Annotated in this window: 12 protein-coding genes and 1 pseudogene; 9 read left to right on the plus strand and 4 right to left on the minus strand. The window is 59.1% G+C overall.

Annotated elements, in window-relative coordinates; genetic code table 11:
* Window positions 1-67 precede the first annotated feature (67 nt).
* Window positions 68-1,252: a thiolase family protein gene (locus tag HP062_RS29425; RefSeq protein ID WP_172792438.1), complete on the plus strand. Its 1,185-nt coding sequence runs from the start codon at window positions 68-70 to the stop codon at window positions 1,250-1,252.
* A gap of 122 nt (window positions 1,253-1,374) precedes the next feature.
* On the opposite strand, the gene HP062_RS29430 is transcribed toward HP062_RS29425, so the two are convergent.
* Window positions 1,375-1,569 carry a DUF6316 family protein gene (locus HP062_RS29430; protein WP_042932915.1) on the minus strand — a complete coding sequence of 65 codons (195 nt, stop codon included), beginning with the start codon at window positions 1,567-1,569 and terminating at the stop codon, window positions 1,375-1,377.
* Between the two features lie 210 nt (window positions 1,570-1,779).
* Between HP062_RS29430 and HP062_RS29435 the strand changes: the two genes are divergently transcribed.
* Entirely contained in the window at window positions 1,780-2,739 is a 960-nt protein-coding gene (locus tag HP062_RS29435; RefSeq protein WP_010461711.1) for a DMT family transporter, read from the plus strand.
* A gap of 121 nt (window positions 2,740-2,860) precedes the next feature.
* Here the strand turns inward: HP062_RS29435 and HP062_RS29440 are convergent, their stop codons facing one another.
* Window positions 2,861-4,255 carry a class II fumarate hydratase gene (locus HP062_RS29440; RefSeq protein WP_145308691.1) on the minus strand — a complete coding sequence of 465 codons (1,395 nt, stop codon included), beginning with the start codon at window positions 4,253-4,255 and terminating at the stop codon, window positions 2,861-2,863.
* A 191-nt stretch (window positions 4,256-4,446) separates the two neighbouring features.
* Here HP062_RS29440 and HP062_RS29445 point away from each other — a divergent pair, with 191 nt between their 5' ends.
* The 7 genes and pseudogenes from HP062_RS29445 to HP062_RS29475 all read left to right on the plus strand — a co-directional run bounded on the left by HP062_RS29445 (window position 4,447) and on the right by HP062_RS29475 (window position 12,270).
* A complete protein-coding gene (locus HP062_RS29445; RefSeq protein ID WP_010461709.1) occupies window positions 4,447-4,971 on the plus strand; it encodes a DUF2059 domain-containing protein in 525 nt (174 codons plus the stop codon).
* Window positions 4,972-4,983: 12 nt separating this feature from the next.
* Window positions 4,984-5,277 carry a BolA family transcriptional regulator gene (locus tag HP062_RS29450; protein WP_010461708.1) on the plus strand — a complete coding sequence of 98 codons (294 nt, stop codon included), beginning with the start codon at window positions 4,984-4,986 and terminating at the stop codon, window positions 5,275-5,277.
* A 165-nt stretch (window positions 5,278-5,442) separates the two neighbouring features.
* Complete coding sequence (locus HP062_RS29455) at window positions 5,443-6,384, plus strand: rhodanese-related sulfurtransferase (protein ID WP_010461707.1); 942 nt, start codon at window positions 5,443-5,445, stop codon at window positions 6,382-6,384.
* Window positions 6,385-6,423: 39 nt separating this feature from the next.
* Window positions 6,424-7,026, plus strand: coding sequence for a DsbA family protein (locus tag HP062_RS29460; RefSeq protein WP_172792624.1), 603 nt, complete (start codon window positions 6,424-6,426; stop codon window positions 7,024-7,026).
* On the plus strand, window positions 7,019-8,836 hold the full coding sequence (locus HP062_RS29465; protein ID WP_172792439.1) for an ABC transporter ATP-binding protein: 1,818 nt from the start codon (window positions 7,019-7,021) through the stop codon (window positions 8,834-8,836). The genes HP062_RS29460 and HP062_RS29465 overlap by 8 nt, the downstream gene beginning before the upstream one ends.
* A 135-nt stretch (window positions 8,837-8,971) precedes the next feature.
* Window positions 8,972-11,430, plus strand: a pseudogene (locus HP062_RS29470) (EAL domain-containing protein).
* A 78-nt stretch (window positions 11,431-11,508) separates the two neighbouring features.
* Window positions 11,509-12,270: a TenA family transcriptional regulator gene (locus HP062_RS29475; RefSeq protein ID WP_370654439.1), complete on the plus strand. Its 762-nt coding sequence runs from the start codon at window positions 11,509-11,511 to the stop codon at window positions 12,268-12,270.
* 109 nt (window positions 12,271-12,379) lie between these two features.
* Here the strand turns inward: HP062_RS29475 and HP062_RS29480 are convergent, their stop codons facing one another.
* Together HP062_RS29480 and HP062_RS29485 are read right to left on the minus strand one after the other, a co-directional pair.
* Entirely contained in the window at window positions 12,380-13,306 is a 927-nt protein-coding gene (locus HP062_RS29480) for a GGDEF domain-containing protein (RefSeq protein WP_010461702.1), read from the minus strand.
* A 374-nt stretch (window positions 13,307-13,680) separates the two neighbouring features.
* On the minus strand, window positions 13,681-14,421 hold the full coding sequence (locus HP062_RS29485; RefSeq protein ID WP_007899713.1) for a YciK family oxidoreductase: 741 nt from the start codon (window positions 14,419-14,421) through the stop codon (window positions 13,681-13,683).
* Window positions 14,422-14,501 lie beyond the last annotated feature (80 nt).

Here is a 14,501-nt window from a genome sequence, read left to right on the forward strand (position 1 = left end):
CGCGGTCGGTTATGGGGTGGACTTATGCTCGGTCCACTCCCAACCGATAACAACAATGAGGTATGCCATGCGTGAAGTGGTGATCGTCGACAGCGTGCGGACCGGCCTGGCCAAATCCTTTCGCGGCAAGTTCAACCAGACCCGTCCGGATGACATGGCGGCGCATTGCGTCGATGCCTTGTTGGCGCGCACCGGCATCGACCCGGCCAGTGTCGAGGATTGCATCGTCGGCGCGGGCTCCAACGAAGGCGCCCAGGGCTACAACATCGGTCGCAACGTCGCGGTGTTGTCACGCCTGGGTATCGGCACCGCAGGCATGACCCTCAACCGTTTCTGCTCGTCGGGCTTGCAGGCCATCGCCATCGCCGCCAACCAGATCGCGTCGGGCTGCAGCGACATCATCGTGGCCGGTGGCGTCGAGTCGATCAGCCTGACCATGAAAAGCGTCAACACCGATCACCTGATCAACCCGCTTCTGAAAGAGCAGGTGCCGGGCCTCTATTTCCCGATGGGCCAGACTGCTGAAATCGTTGCACGTCGTTACGACGTCAGTCGCCAGGAACAGGATCTGTATGCCCTGCAGAGTCAGCTGCGTACGGCCCAGGCTCAGGCCGCTGGTTTGTTCGATGATGAAATCGTGCCGATGGCGGTGAAGTATCGGGTTGAAGACAAGGTCACCGGCCAGGTGCAGATCCTCGACGGGATCGTCGACCGCGACGACTGCAACCGCCCGGACACCACGCTGGAAAGCCTGGCCGGGCTGAAACCGGTATTTGCCGAAGACGGTTCGGTCACGGCGGGTAACTCGTCGCAACTGTCCGATGGCGCTTCGATGACGCTGGTCATGAGCCTGGAAAAAGCCCTGGCGCTGGGTCTCAAGCCCAAGGCGTTCTTCCGTGGTTTCACGGTAGCCGGGTGCGAACCGGACGAGATGGGCATCGGTCCGGTGTTCTCGGTGCCGAAATTGCTCAAGGCCAAGGGTTTGCAGGTGGCTGACATTGATCTGTGGGAGTTCAACGAAGCGTTTGCGTCGCAGTGCCTGTACAGCCGCAATCGCCTGGAAATCGATAACGACAAGTACAACGTCAATGGCGGCTCGATTTCCATCGGTCACCCGTTCGGCATGACCGGCTCGCGTCAGGTCGGGCACATTGTGCGTGAGTTGCAGCGGCGCAACTTGCGGTATGGCGTGGTCACCATGTGCGTGGGTGGCGGGATGGGGGCGACGGGGTTGTTCGAAGCGGTGCGCTAAGTCCGCAAGACTTCTGTTGCCTGATTAACCGCTATCGCGAGCAGGCTCGCTCCCTCATTGGATCTATGGCACGCATCAGAACCCTGTGGGAGCGAGCCTGCTCGCGATGGCAGCACCTCGGTCTATCGATCTAGACTCACAAGCTGCATCCGCGCGATGTAAGCCTGAATCTCCCGCGCAGCCGCCTGCGGATTATCAAACGGCCCCTCCAGCGTGTTTTCCCGGGTGCTGAAAAAAAGTTCTCCATTCACACGACACACCCGGTCGCAACGAAAGTGCGTGGCGGGGGCGGTGTCCTGGGCGCGCTTGCCGTACATGGCGGTCTCCTGAGGGATGTTCCGGTTAGCGGATCCAATGAGCTTATGCATGAACCACTTGCGGCGCCTGACCAACTGATCGGCGGCACTTCGCCAGATTAATGGTGCGACCTGCACAGTTTCATTCGCGGCCCGTCGCCAACTGTCCCTGTGTCGCGCCGAGGTCTGCGCCTAGAATGGTGTTTCTTGCCATCTGGCTTTGGGGTTCGCATGCACATTTCATCCGGTCGCTGGGTTTACGGTCTGTTCCTGGCCTTGCTGACCGCAGTCCTGTGGGGAATCCTGCCGATCAAACTCAAGCAAGTCCTGCTGGTGATGGACCCGGTGACGGTGACCTGGTTTCGCCTGACGGTGTCCGGTGGCTGCCTGTTCATTTATCTGGCGGCGACCAGGCGCCTGCCCAGTCGCAAAGTCCTCGGCCCGCGCGGTGGCTGGCTGGTGTTGATGGCGGTGCTCGGTCTGGTCGGCAACTACGTGTTGTACCTGATGGGCCTGAACCTGCTCAGCCCCGGCACCGCGCAACTGGTGGTGCAGATGGGCCCGATCATGTTGCTGATCGCCAGCCTGTTTGTGTTCAAGGAACGGTTCAGTGTGGGGCAGGGGATTGGTCTGCTGGTGCTTCTGATCGGTTTCGCGCTGTTCTTTAATCAACGTCTGGCCGAGCTGTTGACCTCGCTGACCGATTACACCGCCGGCGTGTTGCTGGTGCTGCTGGCTTCGACGGTCTGGACGTTTTACGCACTGGGGCAGAAGCAATTGCTGACGGTGTGGAATTCGTTGCAGGTGATGATGGTGATCTACCTGTTCTGCGCGCTGTTGCTGACGCCTTGGGTGCATCCGCTGGAGGCGCTGCAGTTGAACCCGTTGCAAGGCTGGTTATTGCTGGCGTGCTGCATGAACACCTTGATCGCTTATGGCGCCTTTGCCGAAGCGCTGGCCCATTGGGAAGCTTCGCGGGTGAGTGCGACGCTGGCGATCACACCGTTGGTGACGTTTGGCGCAGTGGCCGTGGCAGCGTGGGCATGGCCGGAATATGTGCATGCCGAGACGATCAATGGCCTGGGGTATGGCGGGGCGGTGTTGGTGGTGGTGGGGTCGGCGCTGGTGGCGTTGGGGCCTTCGTTGATAGCCGGGCTCAGGGCTCGGCGAGTACGGATAGCCGCAGGTTAAACCGCGTTTTCGTTCTTCGCGAGCAGGCTCGCTCCTACATTTAACCGAGTTCTATCAGAAGAATGCGGCCCCCTGTGGGAGCGAGCCTGCTCGCGATGGCTGATTGTCAGGCGCTACACACTCAGCCCTTGGCGCCCGCTTCCAACATATTCTCCGGCCTTACCCACGCATCAAACTCTTCATCCGTCAGATACCCCAGTTGCAATGCCGCCTCTCGCAAGGTCAGCCCCTCGCTGTAAGCCTTCTTGGCAATCTCCGCCGATTTGTCGTAGCCGATATGCGGGTTCAGCGCGGTCACCAGCATCAGCCCACGCTCCAGGTGCTCGGCCATTTTCGCCGCGTCCGGTTCCAGGCCGGCGATGCAATGCTGCTGGAAGTTGCTGCAGCCATCGCCCAGCAGGCGGATCGATTGCAGCAGGTTGTGGATGATCACCGGTTTGAACACGTTCAGTTGCAAGTGCCCCTGACTCGCCGCAAAACCAATGGCGACGTCGTTGCCCAGGACTTGGCACGCCAGCATCGACAGCGCTTCACACTGGGTCGGATTGACCTTGCCCGGCATGATTGAGCTGCCCGGTTCGTTGGCCGGCAGTTTCACTTCGGCAAAACCTGCACGCGGCCCGGAACCTAGCAGACGCAAGTCGTTGGCGATTTTCATCAGGGTCACGGCGAGGGTTTTCAGCGCGCCCGACAGGGTGGTCAGCGGCTCATGGCCGGCCAGCGCGGCGAACTTGTTCGGCGCGGTAACGAACGGCAGGCCGGAAAGGGCCGCCAACTCCGCAGCGATCGCTTCACCAAAACCGTGGGGTGAGTTCAGCCCGGTGCCGACTGCGGTGCCGCCTTGCGCCAGTTCACAGACCGCCGGCAGTGCGCTGCGGATTGCCCGTTCGGCGTAATCCAGTTGCGCGATGAACGCCGAGAGTTCCTGGCCGAAGGTGATCGGCGTGGCGTCCATCATGTGGGTGCGGCCGGTCTTGACCAGTTTCATATACCGCGCCGCCAACTCGGCCAGGCCGCCGGAGAGTTCACTGATTGCCGGTAGCAAATGCTGCTGCACTGCCTGGGCGGCGGCAATGTGCATGGCGGTCGGGAAGCAGTCGTTGGAGCTTTGCGAGCGGTTGACGTGATCATTGGGGTGAACCGGGGTCTTGCCACCACGCGGGTTGCCGGCCAGTTCGTTGGCGCGGCCGGCGATCACTTCGTTGACGTTCATGTTGCTCTGGGTGCCGCTGCCGGTCTGCCAGACCACCAGCGGGAACTGGTCGTCGTGGCTGCCGTCGAGCACTTCGTCTGCGGCCTGTTCGATCAGGCGGGCGATGTCGGCGGGCAGGTCGCCGTTGCGGTCATTGACCCGCGCCGCGGCTTTCTTGATCAGGGCCAGTGCGTGCAGCACGGCCAGGGGCATGCGTTCGTTGCCAATGGCGAAGTTGATCAGCGAGCGTTGCGTTTGAGCACCCCAGTAGGCCTCATCCGGGACTTCCACCTGGCCAAGGCTGTCGGTTTCGATACGGCTCATCTTGCACACTCCTGTAGGTCGATAGCGCAGTTTAGGCCGTGATCGCCGGCCGTGGTTCCATCAGTCTGTTTTTTGACCGTTCGCCCCCTCTAATTCAGGCCTGACAAGGCTTGGGGTTGAGTGACACACTTTTTTAGGCGCAGAATGGTCGCCCTTGGGGTTTTACCTCGCCTGCTAGAAAAGGAAACTCGATGACTCGTCTTCGTGCCATCTGTACCGCGGTTGCACTGGTTTGCGCCAGCGGCCCTGTTTTTGCCGATACCGCCAGCCACAACGCCAGTGCCGAAGCTTTCCTGACCCTGGCGCACGCTGACAAATTGGGCACTCCGGTGTACATGCAAGTGCAGCAAATGTTCGCTCAGCGCTTTGAACAGACCAAAGCCCCTGAATCGAAAAAAGCCCTGCTGGAAACCTATCAAGCCAAGGCCAACGCCGCTCTGGACGCAGCCATTGGCTGGAACAAGCTGAAGCCAGACATGGTCAAGCTCTACACCACCAACTTCAGCGAATCCGAGCTGAAAGACCTGGTCGCGTTCTACAAGTCGCCACTGGGCAAGAAAGTCCTGGAAAAAATGCCGCAGCTGACTCAGCAGTCGGCCCAGATGACTCAAGCCAAGCTGGAAAGCGCGGTGCCTGTGGTCAACAAGCTGTTGGCTGACATGACTGCCGAGCTGGAGCCTAAAGGCGCCGCCGCTCCAGCCAAGAAAAAGCCTTAAGCGGAGCCCGGTATGACCATGCAACAACGCATCGAATCGACGCTGGGCTTGTTACAGCCCGAGCATCTGCAAGTGCTGGATGAAAGCCACATGCACAGCCGTGGGTTACAGACCCACTTCAAGGCGGTGGTGGTCAGCCAGCAGTTTGAAGGGCTCAACCGCGTCAAGCGTCACCAGAAAGTCTACGGTACGCTCGGCGAGCTGATGGGCGAGTTCCATGCGTTGGCGCTGCATACCTACACGCCTGAAGAATGGGCACAGATCGACGCGGCCCCGGCCTCGCCAACCTGTGCTGGCGGCAGCTAGGAGCGAGGCTTGCCCGCGAAGGCGTCCTCAAGATCGCCTTCGCGGGCAAGCCTCGTTCCTACAGAAGCACTTATTTTTGATAGACTGCCCAACGCGCCGCTCACCCGGCGCGTTTTTTTTATTCCGGTTCGCCCTTTGCGAGGGTAGCCACCTGGAGAAACACCCATGACACAACAGATTGTCGTGGCGGCACTGTATAAGTTCGTCACTCTGGAAGATTACGTTGCCCTGCGCGAGCCACTGCTGCAAGCCATGGTCGACAATGGCATCAAGGGCACGCTGCTGATCGCCGAAGAAGGCATCAACGGCACCGTGTCCGGCAGCCGCGAAGGCATAGACGGGCTGATGGCCTGGCTCAAGAACGACCCGCGCATGGACGACATCGACCACAAAGAGTCGTACTGCGACGACCAGCCGTTCTACCGCACCAAGGTCAAGCTCAAGAAAGAAATCGTCACCCTCGGCGTCGAAGGCGTGGACCCGAACAAACAGGTCGGCACCTACGTCGATCCACAGAACTGGAATGCGCTGATCAGCGACCCTGAAGTGCTGTTGATCGACACCCGCAACGACTACGAGGTTTCGATCGGCACCTTCGAAGGCGCCATCGACCCGAAAACCACCAGTTTTCGCGAATTCCCCGACTACATCAAAGCCCACTTCGACCCGGCCGTGCACAAGAAAGTCGCGATGTTCTGCACCGGCGGCATTCGTTGTGAGAAGGCCTCTAGCTACATGCTCAGCCAGGGTTTCGACGAGGTCTATCACCTCAAGGGCGGTATCCTGAAGTACCTTGAAGAGGTGCCGCAGGAAGAAACCAAATGGCAGGGCGACTGCTTCGTGTTCGACAACCGTGTGACCGTGCGCCATGACCTCAGCGAAGGCGACTACGATCAATGTCATGCCTGTCGTACGCCGGTAAGCGTCGAAGACCGCACGTCCGAGCATTATGTGGCCGGCATCAGTTGCCCGCATTGCTGGGATACGCTGAGCGAGAAAACCCGTCGCAGCGCCATTGATCGGCAGAAGCAGATCGAACTGGCCAAGGCGCGCAACCTGCCTCACCCGATCGGCTACAACTACAAGCAAACTCCTTCAGAGGCTTGAACCATGTCTGCCCAACGCCTGCTCTATGTGATGGACCCGATGTGTTCCTGGTGCTGGGGCTTTGCGCCCGTCGCCAACGCGCTGGTCGAGCAGGCGCAGGCCGCAGGGGTGGACGTGCACCTGGTGGTGGGCGGCTTGCGCACCGGCAGCGGCTCCGCATTGGAGCCGACTACCCGGCGCTACATCCTTGAGCATTGGCAAGCCGTCACCCAGGCCACCGGCCAGCCGTTCAAGGCCGAAGGCGCATTGCCTGACGGTTTCGTCTACGACACCGAGCCTGCCTGCCGGGCGTTGGTGACCGCGCGTAGCCTGGCGCCGGATTGCGCGTGGAAACTGCTCGGCCTCATTCAGCACGCGTTCTATGCCGAAGGTCGAGACGTCACCCACGCCAGTGTCCTGGTCGAGTTGGCCGAGAAAGCCGGCCTGCCGCGCATCGAGTTTGCGGCTGCGTTCGACCGTGCCGATCAGCACGCCGCGACTGCTGCCGATTTCACCTGGGTCCAGGACCTCGGCATCGCCGGATTCCCAACGCTGTTGGCCGAACGTAGCGGGCAACTGGCGCTGCTGACCAATGGCTATCAACCCTTGAGTGAATTGTCGCCATTGCTCGGTCGTTGGCTGGAGCGCGCTGCCTGTGCATGACCTGCCCGATGACACGCCAGCTCCCAAGCGTGTCGATCGGCTGAGTTGGGCTGAAATCCGGCGGCTGGCCCTTCACCATAAAAAATCCCTGTGGATCGCCAATGGCGTGGCGGTGCTGGCCACCCTGTGCAGCGTGCCGATTCCGTTGCTGCTGCCGTTGCTGGTGGACGAAGTGCTGCTGGGGCATGGCGATTCCGCGCTGAAAATCATGAACCACGCGTTGCCGGAAGGCTGGCAGAAAGCGGCGGGCTACATCGGCCTGATGCTGCTGGTGACCTTGTTGCTGCGCTGCGGCGCCTTGCTGTTCAACGTGGTGCAGGCGAAGTTGTTCGCGGCGCTAGCCAAAGACATCGTGTATCGCATCCGCATACGGTTGATCGAACGGCTCAAGCGTATTTCCCTGGGCGAATACGAAAGCCTGGGCAGCGGCACGGTGACCACGCACCTGGTCACGGACCTGGACACGCTGGACAAATTTGTCGGCGAGACACTCAGTCGATTCCTCGTGGCGATGCTGACGCTGGTCGGCACTGCAAGCATTCTGATCTGGATGCACTGGAAGCTGGCGCTTTTGATCATGTTGTTCAATCCGCTGGTGATCTACGCCACGGTGCAACTGGGCAAGCGGGTCAAGCACCTGAAGAAGCTCGAGAATGACAGCACCTCGCGTTTTACCCAGGCCCTGACCGAAACCCTCGACTCGATCCAGGAAGTGCGTGCCGGCAACCGTCAGGGGTTTTTTCTCGGGCGTCTGGGGCAGCGGGCCCGGGAAGTGCGCGATTATGCGGTGACCTCGCAGTGGAAGACCGATGCGTCGAACCGTGCCAGTGGCTTGCTGTTCCAGTTCGGCATCGATATTTTCCGCGCTGCGGCGATGCTCACCGTGTTGTTCTCCGACTTGTCCATCGGGCAGATGCTGGCGGTGTTCAGCTACCTGTGGTTCATGATCGGTCCGGTCGAGCAACTGCTCAATTTGCAATACGCCTATTACGCCGCCGGCGGTGCGCTGTCGCGGATCAACGAGTTGCTGGCCCGCGCCGATGAGCCGCAATACCCCGGCGGTGTCGATCCGTTTCAGGGGCGGGACACCGTGGGCATCGAAGTCCAGGGCTTGAGTTTCGGATACGGCGACGAGTTGGTGTTGAACCAGATGGACCTGTCCATCGCCCCCGGTGAAAAAGTGGCGATTGTCGGTGCCAGCGGTGGTGGCAAGAGCACCCTGGTGCAGTTGCTGCTGGGGTTGTACACGCCCCTTGCCGGGACCATCCGCTTCGGTGGCTCGACCCAGCAGGAGATCGGCCTGGAGACCGTGCGCGAAAACGTCGCCGTGGTCCTGCAACACCCCGCGCTGTTCAACGATACCGTGCGCGCCAATCTGACGATGGGCCGTCTGCGCAGCGACGAGGCCTGCTGGCAAGCGCTGGAGATTGCCCAGCTGAACCAAACGGTTCGAGAATTGCCTGATGGTCTGGACAGCATTGTCGGACGCTCTGGCGTGCGCTTGTCCGGTGGTCAGCGGCAACGGCTGGCGATTGCGCGGATGGTGCTGGCCGAACCCAAGGTGGTGATTCTCGACGAGGCCACCTCGGCGCTGGACGCTGCCACCGAATACAACCTGCACCTGGCGCTGGCGCGGTTCTTGAGCAACCGCACCACGCTGATCATTGCGCATCGGTTGTCGGCGGTGAAACAGGCTGATCGGGTGCTGGTGTTCGACGGCGGGCAAATTGCCGAGGATGGTGACCATCAGCAACTGATTGCCGAAGGTGGGTTGTACGCCAAGCTTTATGGCCATTTACAGCAGCATTAGTGACAGCCCGCGTCAGGTTTGCGGCAAGTGCATGCAAAATACGGGCGCTGGCTTGCCGGGATCGAATACGCACCCTAGTCTAGCTGTAGCGATCACGTTGGATGATGATCTGGCAGTGCTAATACAAGGGACCTCATGAAGCAAAAGCGGACTCTCGGAACCCCTAGGTTATTGGGCATCGTCTGGCCATTTATTGCCGTAGTGCTATTTCAAGCGCTGTTGGGCGGGGTCAGTCTCTATGTACTTTCGGCAGTTCGCGGCTATGTGGCCGGGGAGAGCCTGTGGTCCAAGGGCCAGAAGGACGCCATCTATTACCTCAATCTCTACGCGGACAGTCGCGACGAGGCCATTTTCCTCAAGTACCAGAACGCCATTGCCGTACCCCAGGGTGGTCACGAGTTGCGCGTGGCGCTGGATCATCAGCCACCGAATATCGAAGCCGCACGGGTGGCGATTCTCAAGGGGGCAATCATCCCGACGACGTCTCCAGCGTGATCTGGCTGTACCTCAATTTCAGGCATTTCAGTTACCTTGAAAAAGCCATCGACCGCTGGACGGTGGGTGACGCGTATCTGGTGCAACTCGATAACGTCGCCCAAGAGATGCACCGGCGCATTACCGAAAACCAGGCGTCGGACGCTGACATCAAACGCTGGAAAGACCAGATTTTTGCAATCAACGATGGTGTGACGCCTGCCGCCACAGCCTTCAGCGATGCCTTGGGCGAGGGCTCGCGCTTGATTCTGCGCCTGCTGCTGGTCACGAACCTGGCCACGGCCCTGGGCTTGATTGCGTTAGCGTTGATGCGTACCCACAAACTGCTCAAACAGCGCCATGCCTTTGCCGAGGCCTTGCAGTTGGAGAAAGACCGGGCGCAGATCACCCTGCAATCCATTGGCGACGGGGTGATTACCACGGATGTCGACGGTGCGATCGCCTACATGAACCCGGCGGCCGAGGCGTTGACTCACTGGAAGGGCGAGCAGGCCATCGGCTTGCCGCTGGCGGCCTTGTTCAATCTGCTGGATGACAACGCTCAGGCTGACGGCTTTACCTTGATCGAGCACATATTGAGCGGTCAGCTCAGCGGCGCCAGCGAGCATTCCAAACTGATCCAGCGCCTTGACGGCAGCACCGTCTCGGTCACCCTGGTCGGGGCGCCGATCCGCAACGCCGACAAGGTCAGTGGCGCCGTGCTGGTGTTGCATGACATGACTCAGGAGCGCCAGTACATCGCCAATCTGTCCTGGCAGGCGACCCACGACGCCTTGACCGGGCTGGCCAATCGTCGCGAGTTCGAGTATCGCCTGGAGCAGGCGCTGCACAACCTGACCCGATACTCTGGGCGCCACGCCTTGATGTTCCTCGATCTGGACCAGTTCAAACTGGTCAACGATACCTGCGGCCATGCGGCGGGTGACGAACTGCTTCGGCATATCTGCGCGCTGTTGCAATCAGGCTTGCGCGAAGGTGACACGCTGGCCCGGCTGGGTGGCGACGAGTTCGGGATTTTGCTGGAAGACTGTCCGCCGGAAGCGGCCGAGAAAATTGCCGAGAGCCTGCGCCATACCGTGCAGAACCTGCACTTTGTGTGGAAAGGCCGGCCATTCGTCACAACGGTGAGCATCGGGATGGTTCATATCGCGCAAACCCCGACCACCCTCGAAGCCTCGCTGCGTGCTGCCGATATGGCCTGTTACATGGCCAAGGAAAAAGGGCGTAACCGTGTTCAGGTGTATAACGCCGATGATTCGGAACTGTCCCTGCGTTTCGGTGAGATGGCGTGGGTACAGCGCCTGCACATGGCCCTGGAAGAGGATCGCTTTTGCCTGTATTCCCAGGAAATCGCACCCCTTGGTCATACCGAACACGGCGGCGGGCATATAGAAATCCTGTTGCGTCTACATGATGAAGCCGGGCGCATGATATTACCGGACAGTTTTATTCCGGCTGCCGAACGTTATGGTCTGATGACCGCACTTGATCGTTGGGTGGTGCAGAACGTCTTTAAGATCATTGCCCAATGTATTGCCGAAGAGCGCAAAGGTCCTTTGGCCATGTGTGCGATTAATCTGTCAGGCACTACTATCGGAGATGACGCGTTTCTGGACTTCCTGAGGGAACAGTTTGTTGCATGGTCCATTCCACCTGAAATGATTTGTTTTGAAATTACAGAGACCAGTGCAATTTCCAATTTGGGAAGTGCAATTAGATTTATCAATGAACTCAAAGGTTTAGGTTGTCACTTTTCGTTGGATGACTTCTGCGCCGGTATGTCCTCATTCGCCTACTTGAAACATTTACCTGTAGACTTCTTGAAGATCGATGGAAGTTTCGTAAAGGATATGCTGGACGACCCGATTAACCGCGCCATGGTAGAAGTGATCAATCACATCGGCCATGTCATGGGTAAGCGCACGATTGCCGAGTTTGTAGAAACACCCCAGATCGAGCAGGCATTGCTGGAGATCGGGGTCGACTTCGCTCAAGGGTATGTCATTGAACGCCCGCATCTGTTTACCTGCGATAGTTTGCAAAGTCGTCCTGCCCGGCCTCAACCTTTGTTATTCAAGGCGCCCGGCACGTTCCGTTGAAATCTCTTGCTGATCCTAACAATCACAATCAAAAGGAGCCCGACAGTGATCGACACATTCAATCGAACCGGACCACTCATGGAAGCTGCAAGTTATCCCGCATGGGCGCAACAGCTCATCAAGGACTGCAGCGAGAGTAAGCGCCGGGTTGTCGAACACGAACTGTATCAGCGCATGCGAGACAATAAGCTCGGCGCAAAAACCATGCGGCAGTACCTTATTGGTGGCTGGCCCGTCGTTGAACAGTTCGCGTTATATATGGCACAAAACCTGACCAAGACTCGTTTTGCCCGCCACCCCGGTGAAGACATGGCGCGTCGTTGGTTGATGCGTAACATTCGTGTCGAACTTAACCATGCCGATTACTGGGTTAACTGGAGTCGGGCCCATGGGGTCAGCCTGGAAGACTTGCAGGCGCAACACGTTGCACCTGAACTTCACGCCTTGAGCCACTGGTGCTGGCACACCAGTTCGGCGGATTCGCTGATTGTCGCCATTGCCGCGACCAACTACGCCATCGAAGGTGCGACTGGAGAGTGGTCGGCATTGGTCTGTTCCAATGGTGTCTATGCGGCCGCGTTCCCGGAGGAAGATCGCAAGCGGGCCATGAAGTGGTTGAAGATGCACGCTCAGTACGATGATGCCCATCCCTGGGAAGCGCTTGAAATCATCTGCACATTGGCGGGCCTGAACCCGAGCAAATCCTTGCAAGTGGAATTGCGCCAGGCGGTCTGCAAGAGTTACGACTACATGCACCTGTTCCTGGAGCGCTGCATGCAGTTGGAACACTCTGAAAAGGCTCCGGTCGCGCGTGAGCGCATGGCATTGGCCGAAAGCTGATCCATAGGTATTACAGGCAAAAAAATGTGGGAGCGGCGTTGCGGCGATCCGAGCAAGTCGGATCGCCGCACCGCCACTCCCACATTAGTTATGTGGCTCAGCTGAAGGATTAACCCGCCATGGCCAACCGGTTACGCCCTTCGCGCTTGGCGACATACAGCGCGCTGTCGGCCCGACGCAACAAACTATCGGCCGATTCGCCGGGCAGCAGGGTCGAGCAACCCAGGCTGACCGTCAGCTCGATCTGATTGCCATCGGCTTTGTAACTCTGCGCCTGTGCCGCAAACCGCAGTCTTTCGCCGACCATGGCGGCGGCTTCCCGACTGGTGTTGGACAGGAGGATCAGGAACTCTTCGCCACCAAAACGGAACACCATGTCCACATTGCGCAGCTGGTTCTTGATCGAGGCTGCGACGCTCTTGAGTACGTCATCGCCCGCACTGTGGCCGAAATTATCGTTAACGTTTTTGAAGTGATCGATGTCCAGCATGAGCAGTGACAACGGCATCAAGTGGCGCCGCGACATCTCGATTTCACGCTCTAAGGTCTGATCCATGGCGATGCGGTTGCCGGTATCGGTCAACGGATCGCGCAGTGCACTTTGCGTCGCCGCGCGGTAGAGCAGGGCGTTACGCATCGGGAACAGGAGCGTGGACAGCAGCGATTCCAGATTGCTTTGTTCGTGGTCGCTGAATCGCTGATTGCGGCGGAACACCAGTTCACCCAGGTTCTCGCCTTCATGGCTGAGGCTGTAAGTGACGGAATGGTGGCCGCGATGCCCGAATTCCAGACGCAAGTCGCTGGCCGAGTGCTGATAAGTCAGCGCATCCAGCGGCACCAGGCGTTGAATCTCGCGGAAGAAAAGTCCGAGAATGCGTTGTGGCTCAAGACTGGTCTGCAGTTGCTGGCCAAGTTGCTGGCGCACTTGTGCAAGGCTGAATGGCCGCTCCAGAATGGGAGGTTGCTGACCAAAGCCCAGGCGTTGCAATTTGGCGCTGTCGAAGTCAATTGCGTTGGTCTGGGATGGTGATTTCATATGGCGTGAGCCCCTAAGCAGTAAGGCTGTCTTACAGGCTGGGTGAGAGCGGCTTTGGGCTGCGCGTCATACTGGTCCATCAGTCCCGTAGGACATTTGGCGCAAGTTTAGTCCGCTTTGCCGAATATAAGTAACCTATCGACTGAGGCGTCCGCCCGATTGCTTTCACACGGCGTGTCTGAGCAAAATTAGAGCGAAAGTCATGCCAATGAGTTCCTTTGAATAAAAATCCTTGAAAATCAACAAGTTGAAGGATTTCTGAAGGGTTTCAGGCAGAAAGAGCGGCGGCGTATTGACTTAAACCACTGCACTTGCGGGGTGCTTTCAGGGCCGCGCCGGGAACCCGGCGCGGTACAAAAAGCGACGTGCGGTTGTTACTGTGCGTTGAAAGCCTGGCCGTTGATGCCAGTGCTGTCCGGACCCATCAAGTAAAGGTAGACCGGCATGATCTCCTCGGGCGTAGGGTTGTTCAGCGGATTTTCACCCGGGTATGCCTGGGCGCGCATGCTGGTACGGGTAGCGCCCGGGTTGATGCTGTTGGAGCGCACCGGCGCCACGGTGTCGACTTCGTCGGCCAGGGTTTGCATCAGGCCTTCGGTGGCAAACTTGGACACGCCATAAGCGCCCCAGTACGCGCGACCCTTACGACCGACGCTGCTGGAGGTGAACACCACCGAAGCGTCCTGGGACAGCTTGAGCAGCGGCAGCAAGGTGCTGGTGAGCATGAACATGGCATTGACGTTGACGTGCATGACGCGCATGAAGTTCTCGCCGGACAGCTGCTCGATCGGCGTGCGCGGACCAATGATCGACGCGTTATGCAGCAAACCGTCGAGGTGGCCGAACTCTGTTTCGATCATCGCGGCCAGCTCATCGTATTGATGAGGCAACGCGGTTTCCAGGTTGAACGGTATCACCGCAGGCTGTGGATGCCCGGCGGCTTCGATTTCGTCATAGACCTGAGTCAGATTGGCTTCGGTCTTGCCCAGCAGCAGTACGGTTGCACCATGGGCTGCGTAGGTTTTCGCCGCCGCAGCGCCAATGCCGCGACCTGCGCCGGTAACCAGGATGACCCGGTCCTTGAGCAATTCAGGGCGGGCGGAATAATCAAACATAAGAAACCTCACAACAATTCAACACAAAGGCGGCACCGAACCTGTGGCGAGGGAGCTTGCTCGCGTTCGACTGCAAAGCA

The sequence above is a fragment of the Pseudomonas sp. B14-6 genome (assembly GCF_013260315.1).
GTDB classification, from domain to species: Bacteria; Pseudomonadota; Gammaproteobacteria; order Pseudomonadales; family Pseudomonadaceae; genus Aquipseudomonas; species Aquipseudomonas mandelii.

Bases quoted from the DNA above. Each gene is read 5' to 3' on its own strand.
- HP062_RS29480 (WP_010461702.1), bottom strand. From the start codon at position 13,306: ATGAAATCACCATCCCAGACCAACGCAATTGACTTCGACAGCGCCAAA.
- HP062_RS29485 (WP_007899713.1), bottom strand. From the start codon at position 14,421: ATGTTTGATTATTCCGCCCGCCCTGAATTGCTCAAGGACCGGGTCATC.
- HP062_RS29455 (WP_010461707.1), top strand. From the start codon at position 5,443: ATGACACAACAGATTGTCGTGGCGGCACTGTATAAGTTCGTCACTCTG.
- HP062_RS29425 (WP_172792438.1), top strand. From the start codon at position 68: ATGCGTGAAGTGGTGATCGTCGACAGCGTGCGGACCGGCCTGGCCAAA.
- HP062_RS29475 (WP_370654439.1), top strand. From the start codon at position 11,509: ATGGAAGCTGCAAGTTATCCCGCATGGGCGCAACAGCTCATCAAGGAC.
- HP062_RS29445 (WP_010461709.1), top strand. From the start codon at position 4,447: ATGACTCGTCTTCGTGCCATCTGTACCGCGGTTGCACTGGTTTGCGCC.
- HP062_RS29430 (WP_042932915.1), bottom strand. From the start codon at position 1,569: ATGTACGGCAAGCGCGCCCAGGACACCGCCCCCGCCACGCACTTTCGT.
- HP062_RS29440 (WP_145308691.1), bottom strand. From the start codon at position 4,255: ATGAGCCGTATCGAAACCGACAGCCTTGGCCAGGTGGAAGTCCCGGAT.
- HP062_RS29460 (WP_172792624.1), top strand. From the start codon at position 6,424: ATGTGTTCCTGGTGCTGGGGCTTTGCGCCCGTCGCCAACGCGCTGGTC.
- HP062_RS29450 (WP_010461708.1), top strand. From the start codon at position 4,984: ATGACCATGCAACAACGCATCGAATCGACGCTGGGCTTGTTACAGCCC.
- HP062_RS29435 (WP_010461711.1), top strand. From the start codon at position 1,780: ATGCACATTTCATCCGGTCGCTGGGTTTACGGTCTGTTCCTGGCCTTG.